Genomic DNA, 26,013 nt, shown 5'->3' with positions numbered 1-26,013 from the left:
CCCGGCGCCGGTCATCGGCGCCGGGGCATGGCTTACGCGTGCAGCAGCGCCGCCTGGGTGGCGACGGTCAGTTGCCGCACCAGGCGATTGTGTTCCGCCTGCTCCAGGTCAACCAGTGACTGACGCCGTTCCAGATACGTGTCGGAATACTTGTCCGGCACTTCCTGGTCCAACTGGCCGACCCTGTAGCGGATGGTGTCCTTGACGGTCGCAAAGGGCTCCGGGTGGCTGCGCGCCAGGTAGTCGATCCAGAATCCCTCCATCAACAACCACTCCTGCAGAGCCGGGCTCTGGCCGAGCCTGCGCAGTTGCTCGCGTGCGTCGTTGATGATGGCATCGGTCACGTAGTCCTCGACGGTGTACAGCAGTTCCAGTGGATGGAACGGCAGATTGAACTCCCGCGCCAGTTTGGCGCGCAGGTAAATCGTGACCTCGGCCGGGTCGACCTCCAGGCCGGCCACTTCCCGATCGTGAATGAACTTGTCGCTGATATGGTCCAGTTGGTTGAGGTAGAACCGCCCGCTGGACAAGGCAATCAGCGCGCGATCACTGTCGTAGCTGCGGCTCTGTACCTTGGCCTGGTGGATCTGGTGTTCCAGCTCCATGTTGGTAAAGGCCAGCAGCACACTGTCGCCACAGTCACCCGAGCCATAGGTGTTGAGAAACACGTTATTGCGCAGCTCGGTCGATTTGCCCATGGCCAACAGCAAGGTCCATACCCGTTGGGTCAATGCCTCCCGCCGCGCGGTGCTTGCCTTGTACGCATAGGTTTGAGTCAGGTCGGTGAGCACCCTGAAGACATCCTCGGGATTGGCGCCTTCATGGTGCTTGAGTTGCTCCCACAGGGCTTTGCGCGCCGCAACATCCTCCGCGGGCACACCGCTCAGCCAGAGCGAAACGCCGTCCGCCACCGGTGGCTGGTGCCGTGGCCCAAGGGCGCCGCCGACCCTGACCCCGGTGGTGCGGCGGTGCTGCTCTATGCGCTCAAGGGTGGTCGCCGACAGCGGGTTTTCATGCAGCAGAATGTTGCGCCCGCGCAGGCCATCGCGCGATGCGGTGAATACCGTTTCGGGGATCTCGGTAATGGCGTTTTCCTGCAGGTACAGCTCGGTCAGATGGGGGAGGGTTTCTGCGCCGACGGGCCATTGGGTCGAACCGGTATTGGCCAGGTTCAAGTGTTGCAACTGCGTCATGGCGCTGACGTTCAGGGTCACGCCCAGGTTCGGGTTATCCCCCAGGTCCAGGCGCTTGAGGTTGACCATCGACGCCAGGCGCTGGGCCGAGGTGTCGGTCAGGCGGATGTCGTTGTCACTGAGGGTCAGGTGCGTGAGTTGCCGCATGTCGGTGATGGCGCTGGGTAACTCGGTCAACCGGCAATCCAGGTGCACGCCGCTCAACCCGCTGAATTTGCTCAGGAAGTCATTTCCGGTGGGCGGAAAGTGGTTGCCCGAGATTTTCAGGAAGTCGATGTGGGCAAAGCCCTGGGTGCCGCTGATGAAATGCACGGGCGGCAGGTTGCCCTCGTCCAGTTGCAGCTCCAGGAACTGAGCGTGAAAAACCCCGGCCAGGTAGGTGATCGAGCGGGTTTCCTGGCGCCAGGCTTCGCGCAGTTGCTGGGCAATGTAGCGGCGGTTGGCCAGGCTCATTCCCAGCGGGTCACGCTGGTGCTCATCGGCGTTCTGGGGGGTATCGGCCCAGCGTGCCAGCTCGACATCCATGTGCTGGTACTCGGTGCGCCGACGTTCGATTTCAATCAGCGCAGCGGGCTCGCTCATGTTCAGCGAGCGAATGAAATCGCGGGCATCGCTGCTTTGCATGCGTGGGTAAATTTCCTGGACTTTGCTGATCAGGTCCGGTGTACGGTTGCCGCCGAATGGCCACAGCCGGCTCCAGAACGGGTACACCAGAAAGCTGCGCTCGACGTTCATCGGCGGCACCATCCAGGGTTGCAGGTGAGGGAGGTCCAGCAGGCTCTTGATCTCGACCCGTTGCGCCAGCGCCAGGGTGAGAATTTGCTGGCGCAGCGCCGTGATTCCTGCCTCATCGGTGGCCTGCAACATGCTTTTTTCCTGATTGGACAAGGCCGACAGTATCACCCGCAGCAACCGGTTCGACGGCTGGCCGAGCGGGTTGCCCGCCGCGTCGTAAGCCTGGTAGCCGCGTGCCGTCTTGGCGAGCGAGCGGCGTTGGATGCCGGTGATCGGGCCAGCGCTCTGCAACAGCGGGCCGTTGTTGTCCCCTTCGTGGATGTCGATGCGCAGGTCCGCGGGCCAGGTGGGCAATTGCTTGAGCAGGTGCAGGGTGATCTTGTCGCTGTCGGCGTTGATACAGGCGTCGCTGTACAGGCCCTCGTAGGCACGGTTCAGGCGCAGGTCGGCGGTAGACAGGCGCGCCTGTTCCGCGAGGCGCAGACCGGGAACCTTCTGTGCTTGCAGTTGCTTGAGTTCCTTGGGCGTGGCGTGGCCAAGGATCGCCTGGACGCTGCTGTTGGGCAATTGCGGATGATGGGCCTTGAATTGGCGGACCAGCGCCGAGCCCTCTTGTTCGCTGCGTTGATAGATCGACTTGAGCAACTGCGGTTTTTCGCGCTCGGTGAACTCGACGATCTGCTTGACCAATTGGAACAGGCGGTCATCGCTGGAGTCCGGCAGTTCACCGAGCAACGCCTGGGTCACCTCATCGTTGGTGATGACCGTGTCCAGCAGCCTGGCGTTTTCGTAGTCACGCTGCTTGACCTGCAAGGCCTTGTCGCCGGGGCGATTGCGCTCGGGGTATTGCTGGATGACCCGGTTGTCGGTGTCGACCACGCGGATCACATGGCTTTCGGGCCAGTTCGGCAGGCTCGACAGCACCAGCAACTGCAAGTCGGGGCGGGCGAAGCGCGACGTGGGGGTGTTGCCCAGCGCTTCAATGAACTGCTGGATTTGCTCCTCGATTTTCAGGCGCTTGCAGGTGTCGGCCAGCAACGGTGGGGCGGCATGCCCGGCATGGTGGACGTGGCGCAAGAGCCTGGCCGGGGTGTCGGTCAGGGCGAGGATGTGTGCGGACTCCGCCTGGGTAAACGAATAGGTGTGGTTACCCAGGCGGTAGAGCAGTTCGTGGTCGTTCCAGGTCATCGGGTTTTCGCCGGCCAGACGCCAGGCGCCGTGGTCGTTGTGGGTCAGCAGCGGCGTGTCGACACCGATTTTCTGGGGGTGGCTCAGGCGCCATTTGTGCACGCGTTTGTCGAATACGATCCGATACAGCGAACCGTACAGCGGCAGGTAATGCCGATCATTCCATTCGTACAGGCCCAGGGCGTTCGTCGTCAGCTCGGCGGGCAGCTTCAGTGTCTGTTCGTACTGCATCAGCGAACCGTTGACCAGGCTGACAAAACCGGCCGCGCTGCGTTGGCTGCTCATGTAGTCGCCCAGTCGGGTGCGCAGGCCTTGGGCGTCTGTGGCGCTGGTCATGCCGAGCAATTGGCGCTCGTGGGGTTGCAGCACCGAGCCGATGGCCAGGTAGAAACTGTCCACGCTGGCGGGCACCGGGATCGTGCCGCCGTTGAGCATGTCGTACGCCTCATACACGCCGTCGCCGTAATGACGCAGTTCCACGGTGGGGTCCTGCGGGCCTTTGGACACGTAGGGTTTGGCGATGTGCCCGGCGATCACTTCGGTGATCACGAACGGGCGCTTGAGGGTGTTTTTCACCAGTGCCGACGCGAACTCCCGGGCCCATTGGTCCGTGTCATCGCTGTAGGCGCGGGCGTGGTACAAGCCGTCGATCGCCGCGTCGATACGCAGCGCGGTACGGTGGTTGTCCAGCAGCTCGTGGAACGCGCCCGGCAGCGTGCCGTGCTGCAAGTACGCCTGTTGCTGGCGGGGCGTGAGGGGGTGTTGTCCAAGCAAGCGTTCGAGATTGGCCGGCGACAAGGGGCGGTTGAGGTCACGCAGTTTTTTCAGCAAGGGCGTGACAGCGACCAGCGGCGGCGAGGCTTTGGCGGGCAGGAAGCGGCGCACATTCGCCGGCACCAGCCGCTCGCCCTTTTCGTAACCGGCATAGTTCACCAGCGCGCTGAACACGCTTATGCGTTCCTGGCCGGTCAGCTCGGTGACCTGGCGCCGGACCACCGTGATGCGTTGCGCAACCGTGTGCGAGGCATGACCTTCCAGGCCCAGGCGCGAAGGGCTCGGTTGCAACGCGATGACCAGGCTCAACAGCGGCTCGTCGGGATTGACCGGCAGGTGCGCGACATCCGGCGCGCTGTAGGTGCCATCCTCGCCCCTGATGATCTCGATGGCGTGGGTGGGAGCCGGCGGGGTTTCGGTTTTGCTGTAGCGCTCGATCACCACCTGCTGTGGGTCGCTGATGCTCAAGGTGGTATTGGCGGGCCAGTCGGGCAATTGCGTCAGCACGCACAACACTGCGCTGTCCCCCTGGGGCGGCAGGTAGCCGGGCTCGTTGAAACGGTCGATGATCAGTTGGATCACCCGGTCGGCTTGCAGGCGCCTGACCCCTTCGATCAGGTTCAAGGGCGCCGGCTCCGACCGCCATACCTTGTCCAGGGTGAGACGGGGGGTGGCGGTGCTGCGCAGCATGGTTTCCAGGTCCGCTGCGGGGGCCAGCGCCGAACCGTCGGGCAGCATGCGTTGTAGCAACTCGATGTCCGAGAGGGTGTGGGTATTGTGCAGGTCGAACACCCACGCCTGTTTCGCCGGGTCGAAGATGATCGGCGGGGTATAGCCATCGGTGCGTTGGTGCGTGAGCACGTAGCGCATCTGTTGGTCATCGTGCTTGACCTTGGCCACCAGGAATTGCTCATCCTGGTTCAGCTTGACGTAGTGCTCGCCGTCGACGTTGTAGAGGCCCAGTGCGTCGGGGCTTCGGCCGTCCAGCAGCGATTGGCGGTCATGGGCATATGGCTGCGCATCGGGTTTCCAGAGGTGTGGGTGGTTGCTGGGGAGGGCGACCTTACGTGGGTTGCCGATGCGCCTCATCAACGCTTGCATGCGCTGCCGCTGCAGGCGGCTGGCAAGGGTGCTGAGTTGGCCGCTGACGATCAGGTCGGCCACGTCCGTCAAGCTGCTGGCAAAGGCGCTGGCATCGCCCTTGGCCGCCTGGTCCACACCCTGGATCACGCTGTAGGTCAGGCTGCCGAGCATCAGCAACTGGAGCGTGCGCATCATGCCGGTCAATCCACCGGGAACCGGGGTGAGGAGCATGTCGAGGACTTCCGACGCGATCGCCTGCGCCGCGTCCTTCAGGGCTTCCCAATCGGCTTCGGAGCGATCGACGGCGAGTATGTCCAGGTCCGCCTGGCAGCGTTGCAGTTGCCGGAACGTCAGGGCTTGCACCAACCCGACCGGCCGCCCGGCCTTGGCGTCGGGCGTGAAGCGGATGTCCTCGATCGTGCGCGGCGGGAAGGCTTTGTGGAACCCGTCGTACAGGCCGCCCGCGAGCCAGCTCATGCATTCCGGTCGTGGTTTGTTGCTCAGCAGCCGGGAAAAGACTGACATGCCCACCAGGGGTAATTGCCGGGAAAACCAGCCCAGGTCGTTCTTTTGATGGCTGTCCAGCAGTTGCTGGCGGAACGCTTGTTCTGCGGCGCGGGTATCGGCGTGATAGCGCAGCGCGCCGCCGGGACGGAAGGGAAAGTACGACAGCACGCCCAGGGCCCCGACGCGAATAATCAGCAGCGGCACTGGCACCGTGTTGTCCCAGGGCACGAAGAGCACGACCGTCACCAGAGTGATGCCCGATGTCAGGCCCATCGAGTCGATTTCCGGTTGCGGCCCGGTTTCATCGATGGCGGCGTTGAGCATGTCGAACATCGCGCGGGTCAGCCCGCTCTCGGTCCGGTTGCGCCAGGCGTCCAGCACGTCGAATTGCAGCAGCGTCTTGGCCGCAACCCCGATCAGGCGACGCAGTGTGCCGTGCTCACCCAAGGTGGCGTTGATGCGTTTTTTCAGTTGGCCGCCGAGGTCGAGTTCACGTGCCACGTCGATAAATGCCTGCGCCGAGAGGCTGCGGTCGTCGCCGGGGCCAATCACCTTGCTGGCTTGTACCAGGCTGTAGCCGGACTCGGTGATCCGTCCAGAGGTGAAGCCAAAGTTCAGGCAAGCCGCCTCCCACAGCGACAGGCTTTTGACATGGTCGATGTAGTGCCAGTCCTCGGTGTAGGAACGGCGGCGAAAGCGCGTGCGTTCGCTGCGTTGAGGCTCCCAGGGGAAGGGCTTGTCGATTTTTTCCCGGTACGTGGTGTTGAAGCGGAAGGCTTCGGGGTCGCGACCGCCGATACGGCTGCGCAACTGGGCCAGGCCTTCAGTCTTGAACGTCTGGACTTCGCGCTCTTTTTCGGTTTCCACCGCGGTCAAGGCTGCCAGGGCATCGCGCTGCAGCTGGATATAGCGCTTTTGTTCAGCGAGCGTGAGGCCGCTCAAAGCGTGCGTGAGGTTTTGCCGGATCTGCTCCAGCGCCTCCTGTTGGGCCCAGGAGGTGCTCGATTGCAGGTTGCCGGACAAACCGTTGAGTAGATCAGAGGTCGGCATGGGTCATTGGCCTTTCACAAATTAAGTGGAAGGCCGATGTAATCACCGCCGGTGCGTCATCAAGGGTTAACTATTTACCCGTGACCGGTTGCGGGTGCCGGGACGCATCCAGGTGTTTGTTGAATTCCAGCCAGGTCGCCAGGGCCGCCATCAGCAGCAGGCCCAGCACGGCACTGAATAGCTGCATCGGCCACGCGTCGTTGGCCTGGGCGTTGAGCATGTCCGCCAGCGGCGCCAGCAACACCCCCAGGCAGAACACTTCCAGGGAATAACGGCCCATGCGGCAGCACTGTTGCGCCGGCCAGTTCTGCGTCCAGCCACGCCCCGGCAGCAGCTTGGCGGTGACATACGCCAGGGCCAGGAAATGCAGGAGCCGCAACGGTGAAAGATCGGTCTTGCTGATGGGGTAGATCAACTCACTGAGCCACGCTGGCATCAGCGTGTCGTGCACCTCGGGCCAGCGCCATGACAAGGTCAGCACCGCCGCCGCCAGCGTGTAGAGCGCCGCCGCCACGAACAACGGCTGGCGCACCAGCGCGCGCTGCTCGGCTGGGCGTTCACGTCCGGCATGGATCGCAGCCGCCCCGCCGAGGATGAACAGGAACTGCCAGGTCACCGGGTTGAAATACCACACGCCATCGGCAATCGCCCGCAGGTTCCAGCCCATCCAGGGCGCCAGCAGGTACACCGTCATGGACGCGCCCACCACCCACCAGGTCTTGCGCAGCAGCCACGGCAACACCAGCGGCAAACCGGCGAGCAGCACGATATACAGCGGCAACGGGTCCATCAGGTTGGGCTTGAAGCGCAGCAACAGTTCATCGGTGAGGGCCTGTTGCGGGTGGGTGACGAAGTGCGTCAGGCCCATCTCTGCGACCAGGTCGCGGGTTTCCACATGACTGTTGGCGAAGAACACGATGCCCATCAGCATCGCCAGCAGGAAGATATGCACCACGTACAACACCCAGGTGCGGCGCAGGATTTTCAGCGAAGTGAACCAATAGCCGTCGCGCTGCAGGATCTTGCCGTAGGCCAGCACGGCGGCGTAGCCGGCGAGGAATACAAAGACCTCTGCGGCGTCGCTGAAACCGACGTTGCGCAGGGTGATCTGGCCGAGGGGATTGTGGGGGACGTGATCCCAGAAAATGAAGATCAACGCCAGGCCCCGAAAAAAATCGATGCGTGGGTCGCGTCCGTTCAGCATGGCAGCGGGCTCTTGAACAATAGGTTTAGTAATGACCGGTGTCGGCACGCATTGTCGTACGCCGCACGTCGGGCGGGCGCAGGTTGGCGTTATTTATAAGCAATTGCAAAGGCTGGGTATTACTGAATGTCTCAACTGCGCGCGCCGGGTACCTGTTAATTCTGACAGTAGACGCATGGGGGTTCGTGTGGCTTGCTGGAGATGGCCACGACAGGACCTGCGCATGACCAGACTGTGGAAGGGATTCAGCCGCTATACGGTGATTGGCATCGCTAATACGGTGATCCATTGGCAGTTGTTTTTTGTGTTGCGCACCGCCTTTGAACTGAGCCAGGCGTTCAGCAACTTGCTGGCTTTCTGCGTGGCGGCGAGCTTTTCCTTCTATGTGAATGCGATCTACACCTTTGCCATGCCGGCCTCGTGGCCGCGCTACGGCCTGTTCATGTTGTGCATGGGCGGCCTGAGCCTGGGTGTGGGTGGGCTGGCGGATCGCTGGCGCCTGCCGGGGCTGGTCACGGTGGTGGTGTTCTCGCTGCTGAGCCTGGTCTGCGGTTTCCTGCTGTCCCGGTGGGTGGTATTTCGCGAGCGTGGGTCATGAGGGTCTCGCTGGTGGTGCCGCTGTTCAACGAGGAGCAGACGGTCGGCGCATTCTACGACGCGGTCCGGCGCGAGCCCGGCTTGCGCGGGCACGCGGTCGACATCGTGTTCGTCAACGATGGCAGCAGCGACCGCACCGCCGAGGTCGCCCGCGCGATTGCCCTGGCCGACAGCGATGTGGCGCTGATCAATTTATCGCGCAACTTCGGCAAGGAAGCGGCGCTGTTCGCCGGGCTGGAACACGCCACGGGCGAGGCGGTGGTGCCAATGGATGTGGACCTGCAAGACCCGATCGAGGTGGTGCCGCAACTGCTGGCCAAATGGCAAGGCGGTGCCGACGTGGTGCTGGCCAAACGGCGCGATCGCTCCAGCGATGGCTACCTCAAACGCCGCAGCGCGTCACTGTTCTATCACCTGCTCAATCGCATTTCCTACACCCATATCGAAGAAAACGTCGGCGACTTCCGGTTGATGGACCGCAAGGTGGTGGCCGTGATCAAGGCCCTGCCCGAGCAGCAACTGTTTATGAAAGGCGTGCTGTCCTGGGCCGGCTTCAACGTGGCCATCGTCGAATACGACCGCGTACCGCGCACCCTCGGGCAAAGCAAGTTCAACGCCTGGAAACTGTGGAACCTGGCGCTGGACGGCATCACCTCCTTCAGCACCGTGCCGCTGCGCTTGTGGAGTTACATCGGCGGCTGCATTTCGCTGCTGGCGCTGGTGTACGCCGGGTACCTGGTGGTGGACAAAGTGCTGTTTGGCAATGCGGTACCGGGGTATCCGTCGTTGATGACGGCGATCTTGTTTTTGGGTGGGGTGCAACTGATTGGGATCGGGATATTGGGGGAATATGTAGGGCGGATTTATATGGAGGCCAAGCATCGGCCTAAGTATGTGGTGAAGGAAATCGTGAGGCTTACAGTTCAGAAAAGTGAACGTGAGGGCGTTGAAAATGTGGGCCGATAGGGTTTTGACTGGAAGGGAAGTTTTTTACTTTTTTTTAGCCGCTTCGATGCTTTATGTGTTTCCTATTATTCATGCTGACTTCAGGTATATCGACGACAACTGGCGTTCGCTGTTGTTGGATTATGATCAGTGGCGAGATCAGGGAAGGCTGCTGCTGGAGTATACGCTGACGGGACTTTCGTTCGTTCCAGCCAAGGTGAATATGTTTCCTTTGCCCTTGTTTGTTTCCATATGGGTAATGGCTGCGGCGATGGCCAGTGTGACGGTGTACTTTTTTCCTGCTCCCTCCGTGTTCACCTGTCTGGTGTTCTTGCCCCTGTTATGCAATCCATTTTTCCTGGGCAATCTGACGTATCAATATGACGGGCCAGGAATGGTTCTGGCAGTGTCAGCCGCCCTCTATGCGATCACGAATAATGCGACATCTGCAGCGTTGCGCTGTTTGGTCTCGGCGATATTGGTTGCGGTGGTATTGGCGCTTTATCAACTGACGGTGAGCGTATTTTTCGGGCTCTGCGTGGTTGAATTTGTATGGAATGTCAGGAATAAGAAGCCCGTCAAAGACGTGTTGTCGGTGATCGTTACCAGGGCCGGGCAGTTGATGGCGGGATGCCTGATTTATTTTTTACGGCTTTCCAGTTGGCGAACAATGAGCGCGGACGATTGCTGCCCCTGAACATGGATGGGTGGGAGAGTGTCGCCACCAAATTGTTATTGACGATGGACAAGGTGATGTTGTTGTTCAACCCTGCGCTGTGGGGGGGCGCGAGTATAGTGTTGGTCGCCGCGGGGTTGAGCTATTTGAGGTGGATGAGGCATTTTAAGGCGATGACGGGGGGCGCGATGGGCAGAACCGTGGTCGTCGGCGTTTATCTTTTGGCTGTTCCAATACTGCTGCTTTGTGTTCCCGGTGCCATGTTGTTTGTGGTGGAGAAGAATTTGGACGCAAGAAACTATGTTGGGTTTTCGGTGCTGTTGGTGTTTCTATTCTTATTGAGTTATGAGCTGTTTTCGACAGTGTGGAAGAAAATGGTCTGTTTTTTAGTTGTGCCCACGATGATAATGTTTTCGTTGTCCTATACCTATGGTCAGGTGCTGGTTGCCAAGAAAGAACTTGAAATTGCGATGGCGACTTATATGGCTTATGACTTGATTTCGCGAAGCGAGCTTAATACGAAAAGGGTGTTTTATTATAGGTCTCATGGTGTTTCCACTAATTGGATTCCCAGTGCCCACGGTGCGATGACTCACATGCCGGTGCAGCGTTATATTTTAAGCGGTTCAAATGCGATGCTGTTTCCGGAATTTTTCCCGAGGTTGGGTATTACGAATGTGGTTAATGGCTATTTTTACGGGTTTCAGAGTGAGGTGGCTGCGCTGAAAAAAGCGGTGTGCGAACCCGTGGTGGATAATCCGTTTTATTCGATCTGTGTGGTCGGTGACAGTGGTTTTATCGCGATCAAAAATAGAGCCGACTCTGAGGACTACACGGAGCGATTCAAACCCTAGTTATTATGCTTTTTACCAGACGCCTTCATTCACGCAAACCTCGGCCGAGGTGGTGGTGAAGGAGGTCGTCAATGTGAAGAAGGGGCGCACACATGGTGAGTGCATCGAAACCGGCGTGGATATTTTTTGGTGGGGTATTTGTCATTCTGGCGCTCGCCACGTCGATGCGTTTTTATGGGTTGCGCGAGCCTTATTTATGGTATGACGAGGCATTTAGTATTCTTTTAAGTCGACATACCCCCGCGCAGATTTCTTCTATCACCGCGCGGGATATTCACCCGCCTCTTTATTATATTTTTTTGCACTACTGGATCGAATGGTGGGGTGATAGCAAATTTGCCGTGCGCTCGATGAGTGTGGTGTTTGGCGTGGGGAACGTCGCGCTGATCATTTGGCTGACCCGGTTGGCCGCCCATCGAAACGCGGCACTTCTGGCCGGAAGTCTCGTGGCACTATTGCCGCTGGCACTGCGCTACAGCCAGGAAGCACGGATGTATGCGTTGGTTGCATTTTTCTTATTGGGTGCAACCCTCGCTCTGTTTTATTGGGTGAGAACGCCTAATCGGCTCAGGTATTTGGTGATCTATACGCTGTTAATGAGCGCGAGCTTTTATACCCATTACATTTCGTTTACCTGTGTGTTGTCTCATTGGCTTTATCTGCTGTTGCTCGGGCAGCGTCAGGAGGGCAAGCCACATTACTTGATGCGCCCGTCTTGGTGGCTGGCCAATGTATTCGTTGTTGTTCTTTATACGCCGTGGTTGTACTCCATTCTGGATTTGGTCTCCCATTTCGACACCTTCGTCGGTGAAGGCGGTCTGGCCTGGATTACACCTACCAGCCTGAATAGCCTGCCATCGGCCTTCTGGATGACACTGACAGCCCGTACCGGTAAAGATGAGTATTGGCTATTTTATCGGCTGCTTCCGTGGGTGTTTTTTCTGATGGCGCTTCGCGTGGCCTACCTTGATCAACGTCCAGGCCTTTTTAAAATGGGCTTGGTGATTTATACAATGCTGCCTTTATTCGTATTGTTTTTGATCTCGTTGATCAAACCGATATTTGTCGAGCGTTATTTGTTTTTTGCGCTGACCTGCCTGCCCATCCTCGTTGCGTTGATCGTGGATAGCCTTCGACGGCGAGTCTGGCAATTTTTCGTTGTTTTAAGCGTGATCGCACTGCAGCTAAATGGCGCTGTCGCGATTTATGGGCGAGAAGAAGAGTACGACGGTAATCGCCAGAACTCCCGATTTGCAATTGAGCCGCTGTCCGATGAAATAGCCGGGCGTTCGAGGCCAGGCGATTACATTGTGGTAGAGGACTCCTATTGGTTCCTTGCCCTTGTTTACTACAATCAAACGACCACTCAGCCACAAGTCTATTACCCGGGAGCGCCGACCTATCACGCATCGGGTTATGGCTCATCGGCACTGTTTTCACCTTATACGGATCAGGTGTATCTACAGGCTCTGAGCGCCTTGCCGGACGGCGGCTGCCGGATCTGGTGGGTCGTTTCGACAGATACCAAAACGATCATTCCTACGCACTGGAAAGAACTGTTTCAGCGTCCGTTTGGGATCGTCTCATTGCATCTACTGGTCACGCCGCCGAGTGCCGACGGCGCCCCCTGTCCTCCTGCGCCACAGATCCGTGATCCAGCTTTGGGGAAGCGAGCTGCACGTCAGTAACCACCAACGTGCAGTGACTTCTCTCCGGCACAGTGCTTGTCGATGTCTCAAGCCGCCGCGACTTCATGCGCCTCAAAACTATCCGCCCGCGCCATCTGCCACATGCGCGAATAAAACTCGCCGTTCACTTCCCTGGTCAGCAATTCCCCGGGCTTGAGGAACACATGCAACTGCGAGAACAGTTTGATTTCGGTCGCCGACATGCGGCGCACCAAATGCTTGGCCGACAGTTGCGATGGATGCTCCAGGCCCGCTGCCGCGAGCATTTCGGCCAGGGCCTTGAGGGTGTTGCGGTGGAAGTTGAACACGCGCTCGGCCTTGTCCGGTACCACCAGGGCGCGCTGGCGCAGCGGGTCCTGGGTGGCGACGCCGGTCGGGCATTTGTTGGTGTGGCAGCTTTGCGACTGGATGCAGCCGATGGCGAACATGAAGCCGCGCGCCGAGTTGGCCCAGTCGGCGCCGATGGCCAGGACGCTGGCGATGTCGAAGGCGCTGACGATCTTGCCGCTGGCGCCGAGCTTGATCTTGTCGCGCAGGTTCAGGCCCACCAGGGTGTTGTGCACGAACAGCAGGCCTTCACGCAGCGGCACGCCGATATGGTCGGTGAACTCCACGGGCGCCGCGCCGGTGCCGCCTTCCTTGCCGTCGACCACGATAAAGTCCGGGAGGATGCCGGTTTCGAGCATGGCCTTGGCGATGCCCATGAATTCCCACGGGTGACCCAGGCAGAACTTGAAGCCCACCGGTTTACCACCGGACAGCTCGCGCAACTGGGCGATGAAGTGCATCAGTTCGATGGGGGTGGAAAACGCACTGTGGCGTGACGGCGAGATGCAGTCTTCGCCCATCAGAATGCCGCGGGTATCGGCGATTTCCTGAGTGACCTTGTGCTTGGGCAGGATGCCGCCATGGCCAGGCTTGGCGCCCTGGCTCATCTTGATTTCGATCATGCGCACTTGCGGGTTCTGCGCCTGTTCGGCGAAGCGTTCCGGGTCGAAACGGCCGTCGCGGGTGCGGCAGCCGAAGTAGCCGCTGCCCAGTTCCCAGGTCAGGTCGCCGCCGTTTTCGCGGTGGTAGGGGCTGATGCTGCCTTCGCCGGTGTCATGGGCGAAGTTGCCCAGCTTAGCGCCCTGGTTGAGGGCACGGATTGCGTTGGCGCTCAGGGAGCCGAAGCTCATGGCCGAGATATTGAACACCGAGGCCGAGTACGGCCGCTTGCATTGCGGGCCGCCGACCATCACGCGAAACGAGCTCGGGTCGCTCAGCGGCGCGGGGCGCATGGAGTGGCCGATGAACTCGAAGCCCGACTGGTACACGTCGATCAGCGTGCCGAACGGTTGGTCGGAGGTCTGGTTCTTGGCGCGCGAATACACCAGCGAGCGTTGGGCCCGGGAGAAGGGCAGGGCGTCGCTGTCGGACTCCAGCAGGTACTGGCGGATTTCCGGGCGGATGCCTTCCATCAGGTAGCGGATATTGCCCAGGATCGGGTAGTTGCGGCGTATCGCGTGGCGGCTTTGCAGCAGGTCGAAGAGGCCGAGCAGGCTGAGGAGGCCGGTGACCAGGGTGATGGGCCATAACCATTCGTGTTCGATGAAAGGCAGGCTGACGAGGGTGAAAATGACGCACACGGCAAACACCGCATAACGGCTTAGCAAGGACAGGCTCATACGGTTACCTTGGGTTCGGACTCTTCTGGTCGGTCGCGCATTCTGCGCCAGTAAGGAAAACCTAAACAACCTATAGGTGTATTCGCTTGGGTCGCATAGACACGGCGGACTGGGCCGATATAGACAGTTGGCGGCGAGCCATGAGGTGAAAAAAAACGCGGGCGCGCAGGTCGAATCTGCCTCGCGCTATGTCGGGGGGGCGTCGCTGAATGTCTGGCGAATAGGCAGCACTACTCGGAACGTGGTGCCTTTGCCCAGCTCGCTGCTGACGGAGATTTCGCCATGGTGTTTCTTGACGATGCCGTACGAAAGTGACAACCCCAACCCCGTGCCTTCGCCCACCGGCTTGGTGGTGAAGAACGGATCGAAGATCTTCTGCTGGGCCTCCGGGGCAATCCCGCAGCCGTTGTCGGCGATTTCCAGCCAGACGTTCTCGCCGTCCACGCCGTTGCTGAGCGTGATGGTGCCGCGCTGCGGTCCGATGGCTTGCGCGGCGTTGATCACCAGGTTCATCACCACCTGGTTGAGCTGCGAGGCCAGGCATTCGATGTCCGGCAAGGGCGTGTAGTGCTTGATCACATCGGCCTTGTACTTGAGCTCGCTGGCGACGATGTTGAGGGTCGAGTCGATGCCTTGTTGCAGGCTGGCCCACTGCCAGGTCTGGTCGTTGTCCACCCGGGAAAAGTCTTTCAAGTCCTTGACGATTTGCGCCACCCGGCCAATGCCTTCCTTGGATTCGCGAATCAGCGTCGGAATATCTTCCCTGAGAAAGTCCAGGTCCAGGCGTTGGCGCAGGGCTTCGAGCTGGCCGTCGTCGATGGCAGCTTCGGCCTCGCGGTAGGCATCGAGCATCTGCTGCAACTGTTTGAAATAGCCGTCGAGGGTGCCGAGGTTGGAGGAGATGAACCCCACCGGGTTGTTGATCTCGTGCGCCACGCCCGCAGCCAGTTGCCCCAGGGACGCGAGTTTTTCCGATTGCACCAGTTGGCTTTCCAACTGTTTGCGCTCGTCGATTTCCTGTTGCAGGGCCTGGCTGGCGTGGGTCAGCGCTTGGGTGCGTTGTTCCACCAACAGTTCCAGGTGGCTGGTTTGCAACGAGGCACGCCGGGCCATGTCCCATTTGGCGGCCAGGGTGTTGGCCATTTGTTGGACTTCGATGTTGTCGAACGGCTTTTTCAGGATCAGCAGGCGGTCATGGGCGCGCAGGCGAAACAGCAGCTCCTCCCAGGAATAATCCGAGTACGCCGTACACACCACGACCTGCAGGTTCGGGTCGACCTTCCACAGTTCTTCGATGGTTTGCGCGCCGTCCCACCCCTGGGGCATGCGCATGTCGACAAAGGCCAGGGCGTAGGGCAGCTGCTCGGCCATGGCCGCCTCAAGCAGCTGTAAACCTTCCTGGCCACCGTAGGCCGAGTCCAGCTCGAACACCTGGCTTTGGGGTTTGTCGCTGGCGCCGAACAGCGTGGCTTCCATCTCGTCCAGGGCCTGGTTCTGTTCCAGGGGCGGCTTGAGGATCTTGCGAAAGTCCTCGTGAATCGACGGTGTGTCATCGATCAGCAGAATGCGCCGGTTCGGGGGTTGGTTCATGTGGGGCCTGCTGCATCGTTGAGGGGGATTTGCAAGGTGAACAGCGCGCCCGTGCCCGGGCCGTCGCTGTGGGCGGTCAGCCGGCCATTCATTTCAATCGCCGCCAGGGCGCAGCTGTGCAGGCCGAAGCCGTGGCCTTCCTTGCGGGTGGTGAAACCGTGGGTGAAGATCCGCGCCATGTTCTCGGCGGGAATGCCTTCACCTTCGTCTTTGACGCTGATTTGCAAGAGGTTGTCCTCAACCGTCTGGATCGACAACGTAATCTTCCGAGGCCGGTCGCTCAGGCTGGACATGGCGTACTTGGCGTTGCTGATCAGGTTGACCATGATCAGCAGCAGCCGGTGTTTGTCGGCCATTATCTGTGGCACCTGGGCGTACTCCTTGACCACCGTCACATGGTGGCGATTGAGCGCGCCGGAATTCATGCGCAGCGCGTCTTCCATCAGGGCGCTGATCTGCACCGGCTCCAGCACGCTGGAAACGCCGGCGTAGGATTGCTGGGTGGAGACGATGTCCTTGATGTGGTCGACGCTTTTGCTCAATTGCGCCAACTCGTCGGTCAGGCCCTGTTGCTCGATGGCGATGGCTTCCACCAATTGGTTGAGGTAGCCGGGCAGCAGTTTGCCTTTTTCGTCTTCGCGCAGGTAAGTGCCCAGGTCGTCAGGGTGCGCGTTGATCAACTGCATGGCCTTGCCCAATCCCTGGGCCTTGCTGGTGCGTAGCTTGCGCGCGACCAGGTCGGCGGAGATGTTCACACTGTTGAGCACGTTACCCACGTTGTGCAGCACATTGGTCGCGATTTCCGCCATGCCGGCCTGGCGGGCGCTGTCGAGCAGTTCGCTTTGCGCGTCCTTGAGCTGACGGGTGCGTTCTTCGACCCGCTGTTCCAGGCTGGCGTTGGCGCTGTGCAGGGCGCGGTTGACCTGGTTGATTTCGGCGAAACTGCGCAACAGCCGGATGGCCAGGTACAGCAGCAACGCCACCAACAGGGTGGAGAACACCAGCAAGTAGTGGTGGTACTTCTGGTCGACCAGGTCGGAGGCCTGCTGATCCTCGTTCAGGTGCGTGGTCAGTTCGTCCAGGCGCTCGGCCACGGGAACCGCGGCGATGTGTTCCAGCAAGGTGTTGACCAGCGGCTGTTCGCGCAGGATCAACGCGATGTGCTTGCTGAGAATATCCACCGGCAGATGGAAGTCAGCCGGCAAGCGTTCTTTGTTCACGGCCAGCAGGTTCAAGCCCAACAGGATCTCGGCCGCGCGTTCGGCGCTGGCGACCTGGGCGAATTCCATGCTGCTGAGCAACACGTCATAGGTGTCGGTGGCCACGCTCTGCAGCGACAGCCGCTGCTCGTCATCGAGCCGGGAGAACGCGGCCTGGATATCGTCTTCGGCGGTCGGCAGGAACGCCAGGGAGTTGCGCAGCACCGCGTTATGGGACTTGAACTGGTCGATCAGCCGCGCTTTGTCCTGGATCGCCGCCTGACCGGCGTCCAGGCTGGCTTGCCACTTGGGCAGGTCTTTCGGCGGGTGATACGACTCGTGCTGGCGCAGTTGCTCCCAGAGTCGGGTGATCTGCGTCAGCGGCGTGACCAGGGGATCGTAGTTGTGGGTCAGGGCGATTCTGGCCTTGAGCACTTCACTGTCCCACTGCGCGTTGAGCTGCTGCATCTGGCGGATCAGGTCGCGGGATTCGGTGTAGCGGCTGGTCTGGTCGGTGCTCGATTTGATGTACAGGAACAACAGGATCGAGGCCAACAGCAGGGTCATGGTGCCCAGCATCAGTTGGACGAGGTTGTGGCGCGAGAGTCTCATGACCGTCTGCTCATAAAGGGTGGCCCGCCCATTGGCCGGTCAGGGTCTTGAGAAATTTGATGATCCGGTCCTTGTCTTCCGTTGAGGGAACCCGGCCCAGCTGGATTCTGAACATCACTTCCACGGCGTCTTCCAGGGTCTTGGCCGAGGCGTCGTGAAAATACGGCGCGGTAACGGCGACGTTGCGCAGGCTGGGCACCTTGAACACGTTACGGTCTTCTTCGTCGTGGGTCACCAGGTAGCGGCCCAGGTCGGTCTCGGCGGGTGGGCGGCCCTTGAAATAGTCATCCATCACGCCGAATTTCTGGAACATGTTGCCGCCGATATTCAGGCCTTGATGGCAGGCGATGCAGCCATAGTCCTTGAAGCGTTGGTAGCCGTATTTTTCCTCGAGGGTGAGGATCTCGGTATTGCCTTGCAGGTATTGGTCGAAACGCGAGTTGGGCGTGAGCAAGGTGCGTTCGTACGTCGCCAGGGCATTTTGCACATTGGCCGCCGTCACGCCGTCGGGGTACACCTGGGTGAACGCGGCCTGGTACTGCGCGCTGGCCGTGAGGTTGGCGACTACGGTTTTCCAGTCGCTGCCCATTTCCGCCGGGCTGATGACCACCTGTTCGATCTGGGCCTCGAGGGTGTCCACGCGACCGTTCCAGAACTGTTTGAAATTCAGGCTGGCGTTGAACACCGTGGGCGTATTGAGCTTGACCGGCTGGCCGTCGAAGCCCAGGGAAAACGGCTTGTCGTCGGCCCCGCCCGTCGCCAGTCGGTGACAACTGGCACAGGACAGGCTGCCATTGACCGACAGGCGTTTCTCGTTGAACAACTGGCGACCCAGTTCCACCGTTGCCGCATCCAACTGGGGCACCGGCGGCAGCGGTTTGAGCGGTTCGTCCAGCGGCGCAGCCAGCAGGGGCAGGGCGGCGCCAATCGCCAGGGCGACGGCGAGGCCGAGCGCCCATGGAGACAGGCGCAGGGAGCGTGAGGGGGGACGGCTCAAGCGTTCGTTCCTTGGGTCACGGTTATCGGTCGGGCATCAGGCTGCGTTGCCCGGCCTGGATCAATCGGGCGAAGTCATCGGCCGCCACGGCTTTGCTGAACAGGAAACCCTGACCCTCCTCACAGTTGTGGGCTTTGAGGAATGCCAGTTGCTCGAGGGTTTCGACGCCTTCGGCAATGATGTTCAAGTCCAGGCTCTTGCCCAGGCTGATGATGGCACTGATCAGTCGCGCATCCTGGCTGTTTTCGCCCAGGCCACGCACGAACGATTGATCGATCTTCAGCACATCGATGGGAAACCGTCGCAAGTAACTGAGGCTGGAATATCCGGTGCCGAAATCGTCGATGGACAGCCGCACGCCCAGGTCTTTGATGGCGCGCAGGGTGACGAGCGTGTCCTCGACGTTTTGCATCAGCATGCTCTCGGTGATCTCCAGCTCGAGCAAGCCGGGCGCCAGGCCTGTGTGCGTCAGAATCGCCGCCAGGTTGGCGACAAAATTGCGCTGGCGAAAATCAATCGCGCAAATATTCACCGAGATACGCAGCGCCGGCAGGCCGGCGGCGCGCCAGGCTTGCGCTTGCTCGCAGGCGTGGCGCAACACCCATTGGCTCAAGGGCACGATCAGGCCGCTGTCTTCGGCCACCGGAATGAAGTCTGATGGGTAGATCCAGCCGCGTTCGGGCTGGTGCCAGCGAATCAGGGCTTCGGCGCCGACGATCCGCCCGCTGGTCAAATCCAGTTTCGGCTGGTAGTGCAAAATGAATTCATCGCGCTGCAAGCCCTGCCGGATCGCGCTTTCCAGGCTCTGCTGGGCCTGGGCGCGCAGGTTCATCTCGTTGATAAAGAAACTGAAGTCGTTGGGGCCATGGGCCTTGCTGCTGTGCATGGCGGTTTCGGCGTTCTTGATCAACTCCACCGCGTTGAAACTGTCGTTGGGGTAAATGCTGATGCCCAGGCTGGCGGTGACGCTCAAGTCATGCCCGGCCACATAGCGTGTCGCGCTGATGGCGGTGAGCAGTTTTTCGGCGATGTACTGGGTTTGCTGGGGGTGCTTGATGTCGTTGAGGATCAGCACGAATGCGTCGGAGCCGTAGCGAAACACCGAATCCGACGCGCGCACCGCGGCCACCAGGCTTTGGCTGACCTGCTTGAGCATTTCATCGCCGACCGGGTAGCCCAGGGCATTGTTGATGCGCTTGAAGCGGTCCAGGCCGATAAACATCACCGCCAACTGGGTGTCATGGCGCCTGCAGACGGCGATGGCCTGCGTCAGCCGATCGCCCAGCAGGGTGCTGTTGGGCAGTTCGGTCAGGGCGTCGTATTGCAGCAGGTGCGAGACCTTGAGCAATTCCTGCACGCGTTCTTCAACCGTGCGCTCCAACCCCATCAATTTGAGCGCCGCGTCCTGGGCCAGTTGCCATTTCCAGGTCAGCGCGCTGGCCATCTGGCGGATTTCCAGGTTGTCGAACGGCTTTTTCAGGATCAGCAACTGGTCGCTGTATTGGATGCGCGCTTCGATGGCTTCGAAGGAATAGTCCGAATAGGCCGTGCACAGGGCGATCTGCAGGTTCGGGTCGACGTTCCACAGTTGCTCGATGGTTTCCAGGCCATCCCAGCCCGGCGGCATGCGCATATCAATGAACACCAGGGCGTAGGGCGCGTTGTCGGCCAGGGCTTTGTTGACCAGGGCGAGGGCTTCCTGGCCCTGGTAGGCGGAGTCCAGCACGAAGGTCTGGCGCACGCTGGGGGCGGTGCCGAACAGGGTTTCCTCGATGCTGTCCAGGGACTGGCTGCCCTCGGCATCGGCACACAGGATCTTGCGGAAGTCCTCATGGATGGAAGCCGTGTCATCGACGATCAGAATCCGTCGATTGGCGCGTCTTGAGCGCGAGTTCATGGCTGACACCGGGACGCCGGCAACTGAAGAGTCTTGCGCATCGGGCTTCCTTACCTTGAATGCTTCGATAAACAGGGTTGGGTAGTGGCTCCATGCCATAAGCATAGCCGGGTCCCTTGAATAAGTACGCCAGTTGGCGTCAAATCAACCCCGTTTACCCCTGCGTGCATCTAGCGCTCATTGCCTGTGCAAGTACAGCGATGGATCGAGGGGTCGCAATGAAACCACTGAGTACCATCGCCAGGAGATGTCGCCATGGATGAACACACTGCTACGACGTCTCCCTATAAGCCCACTATTTTGCTGGTCGACGATGAAGAGTCGATCCTCAACAGCCTGCGCCGCCTGCTGCGCGGCCAGCCTTACGATGTGCTGCTGGCCGGCAGCGGTGCCCAGGCCCTGGACATCATGGCCGCCCAGCCCATCGACCTGATCATGACCGACGCGCGCATGCCGGGGATGGACGGGGCGATGCTGTTGGCCGAGACCCGCCGTCTATACCCGGCCACCACGCGCATCCTGCTGACCGGCTATGCCGACATGACCATGATGATCAAGGCGGTCAACGAAGGTCAGATCCACCGCTACATCAGCAAGCCCTGGAACGACGAGGAAATACTCCTGACCTTGCGTCAGTCCCTGGAACTCCAGCACTCCGAGCGCGAACGCCTGCGTCTGGAGCGTTTGACCCGCGATCAGAACGAGCAATTGAAGGCCCTCAACACCACCCTGGAAAAACGCGTCGAAGCCCGCACCAGCGAATTGCAGCAAACCGCCGACATGCTCGACCTGGCCTACGAGGAGCTCAAGCGCAGCTATGTGACCGGCACCGAGGTGTTTTCCCTGCTGGCCAACCTGCGCCTGCCCCGGCACAAGCAGACCAACCGCCAGTTGATCGAGCTGATCCGCGTGTACTGCAAAGCCCAGGCGCTGGACGAAGCCAGCGCTCGCGACCTGACCATGGCCGCCGCGCTCTACAACATCGGCAAGTTGAGCTGGAGCGACGGCATGATGGCCGCTCCGTCGGACATGCTGCACAGCAACGACCGCGAACGCTATCGCGCCTACCCGACCCAGAGCGAGTCGTTACTGATGACCCTGGAACCGATGAAGGACGCCGCACGGCTGATCCGTCATCACCAGGAGCGCTGGGACGGCAGCGGGTTTCCCGATCACCTCAAGGGCGACGCGATTCCCGAAGGCGCGCGGTTGCTCAAACTGGCGGTGGACTTCATCGAACTGCAGAAGGGCCTGATCCTGGAACGGCAGATGAACAGCGATGAAGCCCTGCTGTACATCCGCAAGTACGCGGGGCGTCTCTATGATCCGGACATGGTCGAAGACTTCGTCCAGGCTTGCGCCGCGTTCCTCAGCGACGTGACCCTGGGCGACCCCAACGTCAAAGTGCTGACCACCCGCGAGCTGGCTGCCGGCATGGTCCTGGCGCGTAACCTCAACGCTGATAACGGCATGTTGCTGCTCAATGCCGGCAAGGTGCTCAACCTGCCGCTGGTGGACAAGCTGATCGCGTTTGAAGCGATGGAGGGCGCCAAGTACAGCGTGTTTATCAAGGAACCGGAAGAGCCGCAGCTATTGGGCTGAGGCGCTTCGTGGGATTATTGGGCCCTTTCATTCAAGGTGATGTTTTCCATGCCAACCACTATCCGTATCGCCGCCGCCCTCCTGATCGGCGGCGACGGCCAGACGTTGCTGGTGCGCAAGCGCGGCACCCAGGCGTTCATGCAACCGGGCGGCAAGATCGATGCCGGTGAACAGCCGGTCGAAGCGCTGGCCCGCGAGCTGCACGAAGAGCTGAACCTGCGTATCGAGCCGAGCCAGACGGTCTACCTCGGGCGTTTCTCGGCCCCGGCCGCCAACGAACCCGGCTTCACGGTACAAGCCGAACTGTTCCAGGTGCGGATCGACGTGCCGGTGGCCCCGGCGGCCGAGATCGAAGAAGTGCGCTGGATCGACCCGGCCGGCGACGGCGGGTTGCTGCTGGCGCCGTTGACGCGTGACCAGATCCTGCCGTTCTATCGCGCCTCGCTGACCACGTCGGCCTGACGCCGATGCTGATCCGCGCGCTCGGCCCCTGCGATGCCGACGCTTATCGGGCCTTGATGCTGGAAGCCTATGGCGCCTATCCCCAAGCGTTTACTTCCAGCGTGGCCGAGCGCGCAGCGATGCCATTGAGCTGGTGGGAGAGGCGCCTGGAAAGCCCGCTGGACCGGGTGCTCGGCGCCTATGTCGACGCTGAACTGGCCGGCATCGTCGGCCTGGCCTTCGAGCCTCGGGAGAAGGCGCGACACAAAGTCACCCTGTTCGGCATGTACGTCACGGCGGCCCACCAACAACAAGGCCTGGGCCGGCGGTTGGTGGAAGCGGCACTTGATGAGGCGCGCAAATACCCGCGCCTCAAGGTGATCCAACTGACCGTCACCGCCGGCAACGCGCCCGCCTTTGCGCTGTACCGGCGCTGCGGGTTCATCCAGTACGGCCTGGAACCGCTGGCGGTGCGGGTGGGCGTCGAGTATTTCGACAAGCTCCACCTGTGGCGCGAAGTGCAGGCCCAGTGAGCGCCCGGTGGCAGTGGGCTTGCTCGCGCTGACGATCGGTGGCGTTCAACGCACCGCGCTGACCCCGTCCAATGTCGAAAACGAGGTGTCCTTGGCCGTCAGCAGAAAATCGCGCATGTACGGTGCGTCGAGCATGTCTGCACGAATCCCCGCATACAGCGTCGCAAACAAGCCTTTCTCGCCCAGGCGCTTGGCCTTCACATACCCGCGCGAGCTGTATTCGTGCAGCGCCCAATGGGGCATGCCGCACACGCCACGGCCGCTGGCCACCAGTTGCATCATCATCACCGTCAGCTCCGAGGTGCGCACCTGGGCCGGTTCCACGTCGGCCGGTTCCAGGAAGCGGGTGAAGATGTCCAGGCGGTCGCGCTCCACCGGGTAGGTGATCAGGGTTTCGGTGAGCAGGTCTTCGGGGACGATGTAGGACTTGTTCGCCAACGGGTGCTGGTTGGCCACGGCCAGCATGGCTTCGTAGGTGAACAGCGGCACGTAGGTGATGCCCGGCAGCTCCAGCGGGTCGGAGGTCACCACCAGGTCGAGGTCGCCACGGGCCAGGGCCGGCAGCGGCGCGAAGGCGAAACCGGAGGCCAGGTCCAGCTCGACTTCCGGCCAGGCATCGCGGAACTGGTCGATGGTCGGCATCAGCCACTGGAAGCAACTGTGGCACTCGATCGCCATGTGCAGGCGCCCGGCGGTGCCGCCGGCCAAACGCGCGATATCACGCTCGGCGCCGCGCAGCAGGGGCAGGGTCGCGTCGGCCAGTTGCAGCAGGCGCAGGCCGGCGCTGGTGAAGCGCAGCGGCTTGGTCTTGCGCACGAACAGCGGCAGGCCCAGGCGCTCTTCCAGCTCCTTGAACTGGTGGGACAGCGCCGATTGCGTCAGGTGCAGGCGTTCGGCGGCTTCCACCAGGCTGTCGGCTTCGCGCAGGGCGTGCAGGGTCTTGAGGTGACGGATCTCGAGCACGGGCTCTCCATGAATACAATTTGTGACAAAATCGAATGACGTGAGTTTGTCTCATGTTGTCGTCTGTGTCGACCATGACCGTCGGGCATTCTTCATCAAACTGTCATGCAAGTGTGGCAGCGCGCTTGAACGAACTTCATCAGACTCGCGCTCTACTGGGGTTCTGCGTTTCGGTGTTTTTCATGCGTGTGTTCTTTTTACTGGCCGCTCTACTGTTCGGCCTGCCGTCTTTTGCGGCTTCTCGATGTGACGTCAATGTCCCGACCCAAACGGTCGACCTGGCTCAAGTCAGCATCGCCTACCAAAGTATCGGCCGTGCGTCCGACCCGGCCTTGCTGCTGGTGATGGGCCTGGGCGGGCAGTTGATCCATTGGCCCGACGAAGTCGTCGTCGCGCTGTGCCAGCAGGGTTTCCGGGTGATCCGCTACGACAACCGCGACGTCGGCCTGTCCACCTGGCGCCAGGCTCCGGCCAGCGCCAACCTGACCTTCGAGGTGCTGCGCTACAAACTCGGCCTGCCGGTGGCGGCGCCGTATACCCTGACGGACATGGCCGATGACGCCCTGGGCCTGATGGACGCGTTGCAGGTCCAGCAATTCCACGTCCTGGGCGCGAGCATGGGCGGCATGATCGCCCAGCACCTGGCGGCCATGGCGCCGCAGCGCGTGGAAAGCCTCACGCTGGTCATGACCAGCTCCGGTGCCGAAGGCCTGCCGGCGCCGAATGCGGCGCTGGTGCAGTTGCTGTCGCGGCGCAGCGCGCCCAACCGGGAAGTGGCCCTGGAACAACAGGCTGATCTGCTCGCGGCGCTGGGCAGCCCGAACGTGAAGGATGATCGCCAGGCATTGTTGCACCAGGCGGCGCTGTCCTATGACCGCGCCTTCAACCCGGAGGGCGTGAAGCGTCAGATCATGGCGATCCTCGCCGAGCCGAGCCGCGTGCCGTTGCTCAACCAATTGCGCGTGCCGACCCTGGTGGTGCACGGCACCGCCGACCCGTTGCTGCCGGTGATGCACGGTGTGCACCTGGCCGCGCATATCCAGGGCAGCCAGTTGAAGCTGATTCCCGGTATGGCCCATCGTTTCCAGGAAGCCTTCAAGGCGCCGTTGCTGACGGCGGTGTTGCCGTACCTGCAAGCCCACCGCACGGACGCCGCCCATTGGGCGCAGATCGATACGGTGGCGCCTGCGAAGGTGTTGTGAGGTGGTGTATCGTGCAGCCTTTGTGGCGCATGAATGCCAGCGAGGTTGCCTACCATGAGTACTCCCCTGAAAATCGATTTCGTCAGCGACGTGTCCTGCCCCTGGTGCGTCATCGGCCTGCGCGGCCTGACCGAAGCCCTCGACCAGCTTGGCGACGAGGTGCAGGCCGAGATCCACTTCCAGCCGTTCGAACTGAACCCGGATATGCCCGCCGAGGGGCAGAACATCGTCGAACACATCACTGAAAAATACGGTTCCAGCGCCGAAGAGTCCCAGGCCAACCGCGCGCGCATCCGCGACATGGGCGCCGAGTTGGGCTTCGCCTTTCGCACCGATGGCCAGAGCCGCATCTACAACACCTTCGACGCCCATCGCCTGCTGCATTGGGCCGGGTTGGAAGGCCTGCAGTTCAACCTCAAGGAAGCACTGTTCAAAGCGTATTTCACCGACGGCCAGGACCCCTCCGATCACGCCACCCTGGCGATCATCGCCGAGAGCGTCGGCCTGGACATCAAGCGTGCGGCCGAGATTCTGGCCACTGATGAATACGCCGCCGATGTGCGCGAGCAGGAACAGCTGTGGGTGTCCCGTGGCGTAAGCTCGGTGCCGACCATCGTGTTCAACGACCAGTACGCCGTCAGCGGTGGCCAGCCGGTTGAAACCTTTGTCGGCGCGATTCGCCAGATCATCCGCGAATCCCGATCCTGACGCGGGTCCAATGTGGGAGAGGGCTTGCTCCCGATAGCGGTCTGTCAGTCAACGACGATGTTGAATGTGCCATTGTCATCGGGAGCGAGCCCCCTCCCACATGGAGTG

The 26,013-nt window shown here is 61.0% G+C and carries 18 protein-coding genes; 10 read left to right on the top strand and 8 right to left on the bottom strand.

Going from position 1 to position 26,013, the window contains the following annotated elements; translation table 11 throughout:
* Positions 1-32: 32 nt before the first annotated feature.
* Together ACLH0J_RS28180 and ACLH0J_RS28175 are read right to left on the bottom strand one after the other, a co-directional pair.
* On the bottom strand, positions 33-6,530 hold the full coding sequence (locus ACLH0J_RS28180; RefSeq protein WP_411390014.1) for an NEL-type E3 ubiquitin ligase domain-containing protein: 6,498 nt from the start codon (positions 6,528-6,530) through the stop codon (positions 33-35).
* Between the two features lie 70 nt (positions 6,531-6,600).
* A complete protein-coding gene (locus ACLH0J_RS28175; RefSeq protein ID WP_411390013.1) occupies positions 6,601-7,734 on the bottom strand; it encodes an OpgC domain-containing protein in 1,134 nt (377 codons plus the stop codon).
* Between the two features lie 223 nt (positions 7,735-7,957).
* Between ACLH0J_RS28175 and ACLH0J_RS28170 the strand changes: the two genes are divergently transcribed.
* The 5 genes from ACLH0J_RS28170 to ACLH0J_RS28150 all read left to right on the top strand — a co-directional run bounded on the left by ACLH0J_RS28170 (position 7,958) and on the right by ACLH0J_RS28150 (position 12,494).
* Positions 7,958-8,332 (top strand): GtrA family protein, encoded by a 375-nt coding sequence (locus tag ACLH0J_RS28170; protein ID WP_411390012.1) that lies wholly within the window; start codon positions 7,958-7,960, stop codon positions 8,330-8,332.
* The gene (locus ACLH0J_RS28165) at positions 8,329-9,297 is read left to right on the top strand and encodes a glycosyltransferase family 2 protein (protein ID WP_411390011.1); all 969 of its coding nucleotides are present in this window, start codon (positions 8,329-8,331) and stop codon (positions 9,295-9,297) included. The genes ACLH0J_RS28170 and ACLH0J_RS28165 overlap by 4 nt, the downstream gene beginning before the upstream one ends.
* Positions 9,269-9,973: a glucosyltransferase domain-containing protein gene (locus ACLH0J_RS28160; RefSeq protein WP_411390010.1), complete on the top strand. Its 705-nt coding sequence runs from the start codon at positions 9,269-9,271 to the stop codon at positions 9,971-9,973. Before ACLH0J_RS28165 ends, ACLH0J_RS28160 begins: the two co-directional genes overlap by 29 nt.
* The gene (locus ACLH0J_RS28155) at positions 9,907-10,806 is read left to right on the top strand and encodes a hypothetical protein (RefSeq protein WP_411390009.1); all 900 of its coding nucleotides are present in this window, start codon (positions 9,907-9,909) and stop codon (positions 10,804-10,806) included. The genes ACLH0J_RS28160 and ACLH0J_RS28155 overlap by 67 nt, the downstream gene beginning before the upstream one ends.
* 92 nt (positions 10,807-10,898) lie before the next feature.
* Positions 10,899-12,494: a glycosyltransferase family 39 protein gene (locus ACLH0J_RS28150; RefSeq protein WP_411390008.1), complete on the top strand. Its 1,596-nt coding sequence runs from the start codon at positions 10,899-10,901 to the stop codon at positions 12,492-12,494.
* Positions 12,495-12,541: 47 nt separating this feature from the next.
* Here the strand turns inward: ACLH0J_RS28150 and ACLH0J_RS28145 are convergent, their stop codons facing one another.
* From ACLH0J_RS28145 to ACLH0J_RS28125, 5 genes are all read right to left on the bottom strand, one after another.
* A complete protein-coding gene (locus ACLH0J_RS28145; RefSeq protein ID WP_411390007.1) occupies positions 12,542-14,161 on the bottom strand; it encodes an FMN-binding glutamate synthase family protein in 1,620 nt (539 codons plus the stop codon).
* A gap of 186 nt (positions 14,162-14,347) precedes the next feature.
* Positions 14,348-15,751 carry an ATP-binding protein gene (locus ACLH0J_RS28140; RefSeq protein WP_411390006.1) on the bottom strand — a complete coding sequence of 468 codons (1,404 nt, stop codon included), beginning with the start codon at positions 15,749-15,751 and terminating at the stop codon, positions 14,348-14,350.
* Positions 15,748-17,562, bottom strand: coding sequence for a DAHL domain-containing protein (locus tag ACLH0J_RS28135; RefSeq protein WP_411390005.1), 1,815 nt, complete (start codon positions 17,560-17,562; stop codon positions 15,748-15,750). The genes ACLH0J_RS28140 and ACLH0J_RS28135 overlap by 4 nt, the downstream gene beginning before the upstream one ends.
* Positions 17,563-17,572: 10 nt before the next feature.
* Positions 17,573-18,559, bottom strand: a complete 987-nt coding sequence (locus ACLH0J_RS28130; protein WP_411390004.1) for a cytochrome-c peroxidase — start codon at positions 18,557-18,559, stop codon at positions 17,573-17,575.
* A 22-nt stretch (positions 18,560-18,581) separates the two neighbouring features.
* A complete protein-coding gene (locus tag ACLH0J_RS28125) occupies positions 18,582-20,456 on the bottom strand; it encodes a putative bifunctional diguanylate cyclase/phosphodiesterase (protein ID WP_411392902.1) in 1,875 nt (624 codons plus the stop codon).
* Positions 20,457-20,711: 255 nt separating this feature from the next.
* On the opposite strand from ACLH0J_RS28125, the gene ACLH0J_RS28120 reads away from it, so the two are divergent.
* From ACLH0J_RS28120 to ACLH0J_RS28110, 3 genes are read left to right on the top strand one after another with little or no spacing between them, the layout of a single operon-like run.
* Complete coding sequence (locus ACLH0J_RS28120) at positions 20,712-22,058, top strand: HD domain-containing phosphohydrolase (RefSeq protein WP_411390003.1); 1,347 nt, start codon at positions 20,712-20,714, stop codon at positions 22,056-22,058.
* 48 nt (positions 22,059-22,106) lie between these two features.
* Complete coding sequence (locus ACLH0J_RS28115) at positions 22,107-22,520, top strand: NUDIX hydrolase (protein ID WP_411390002.1); 414 nt, start codon at positions 22,107-22,109, stop codon at positions 22,518-22,520.
* Positions 22,521-22,525: 5 nt separating this feature from the next.
* Entirely contained in the window at positions 22,526-23,032 is a 507-nt protein-coding gene (locus ACLH0J_RS28110; RefSeq protein ID WP_411390001.1) for an N-acetyltransferase family protein, read from the top strand.
* A gap of 45 nt (positions 23,033-23,077) precedes the next feature.
* Here ACLH0J_RS28110 and metR read toward each other — a convergent pair whose 3' ends face one another.
* Complete coding sequence (metR, locus tag ACLH0J_RS28105) at positions 23,078-23,995, bottom strand: transcriptional regulator MetR (RefSeq protein WP_010564106.1); 918 nt, start codon at positions 23,993-23,995, stop codon at positions 23,078-23,080.
* 182 nt (positions 23,996-24,177) lie between these two features.
* Here metR and ACLH0J_RS28100 point away from each other — a divergent pair, with 182 nt between their 5' ends.
* Together ACLH0J_RS28100 and ACLH0J_RS28095 are read left to right on the top strand one after the other, a co-directional pair.
* On the top strand, positions 24,178-25,197 hold the full coding sequence (locus tag ACLH0J_RS28100; RefSeq protein WP_411390000.1) for an alpha/beta fold hydrolase: 1,020 nt from the start codon (positions 24,178-24,180) through the stop codon (positions 25,195-25,197).
* 54 nt (positions 25,198-25,251) lie between these two features.
* Positions 25,252-25,905, top strand: a complete 654-nt coding sequence (locus tag ACLH0J_RS28095; RefSeq protein ID WP_411389999.1) for a DsbA family oxidoreductase — start codon at positions 25,252-25,254, stop codon at positions 25,903-25,905.
* The last annotated feature ends 108 nt before the right edge of the window (positions 25,906-26,013 follow it).

Origin of the sequence: Pseudomonas sp. MPB23 (assembly GCF_046605395.1) — a bacterium.
Classification (GTDB): domain Bacteria; phylum Pseudomonadota; class Gammaproteobacteria; order Pseudomonadales; family Pseudomonadaceae; genus Aquipseudomonas.
This window is presented reverse-complemented; position numbering and strand designations above follow the sequence as displayed.

Coding starts and splice junctions, on each gene's coding strand:
- ACLH0J_RS28180 (WP_411390014.1), bottom strand. CDS start 6,530: ATGCCGACCTCTGATCTACTCAACGGTTTGTCCGGCAACCTGCAATCG.
- ACLH0J_RS28175 (WP_411390013.1), bottom strand. CDS start 7,734: ATGCTGAACGGACGCGACCCACGCATCGATTTTTTTCGGGGCCTGGCG.
- ACLH0J_RS28170 (WP_411390012.1), top strand. CDS start 7,958: ATGACCAGACTGTGGAAGGGATTCAGCCGCTATACGGTGATTGGCATC.
- ACLH0J_RS28165 (WP_411390011.1), top strand. CDS start 8,329: ATGAGGGTCTCGCTGGTGGTGCCGCTGTTCAACGAGGAGCAGACGGTC.
- ACLH0J_RS28155 (WP_411390009.1), top strand. CDS start 9,907: ATGCCTGATTTATTTTTTACGGCTTTCCAGTTGGCGAACAATGAGCGC.
- ACLH0J_RS28150 (WP_411390008.1), top strand. CDS start 10,899: ATGGTGAGTGCATCGAAACCGGCGTGGATATTTTTTGGTGGGGTATTT.
- ACLH0J_RS28145 (WP_411390007.1), bottom strand. CDS start 14,161: ATGAGCCTGTCCTTGCTAAGCCGTTATGCGGTGTTTGCCGTGTGCGTC.
- ACLH0J_RS28140 (WP_411390006.1), bottom strand. CDS start 15,751: ATGAACCAACCCCCGAACCGGCGCATTCTGCTGATCGATGACACACCG.
- ACLH0J_RS28135 (WP_411390005.1), bottom strand. CDS start 17,562: ATGAGACTCTCGCGCCACAACCTCGTCCAACTGATGCTGGGCACCATG.
- ACLH0J_RS28125 (WP_411392902.1), bottom strand. CDS start 20,456: ATGAACTCGCGCTCAAGACGCGCCAATCGACGGATTCTGATCGTCGAT.
- ACLH0J_RS28120 (WP_411390003.1), top strand. CDS start 20,712: ATGGATGAACACACTGCTACGACGTCTCCCTATAAGCCCACTATTTTG.
- ACLH0J_RS28115 (WP_411390002.1), top strand. CDS start 22,107: ATGCCAACCACTATCCGTATCGCCGCCGCCCTCCTGATCGGCGGCGAC.
- ACLH0J_RS28110 (WP_411390001.1), top strand. CDS start 22,526: ATGCTGATCCGCGCGCTCGGCCCCTGCGATGCCGACGCTTATCGGGCC.
- ACLH0J_RS28100 (WP_411390000.1), top strand. CDS start 24,178: ATGCGTGTGTTCTTTTTACTGGCCGCTCTACTGTTCGGCCTGCCGTCT.
- ACLH0J_RS28095 (WP_411389999.1), top strand. CDS start 25,252: ATGAGTACTCCCCTGAAAATCGATTTCGTCAGCGACGTGTCCTGCCCC.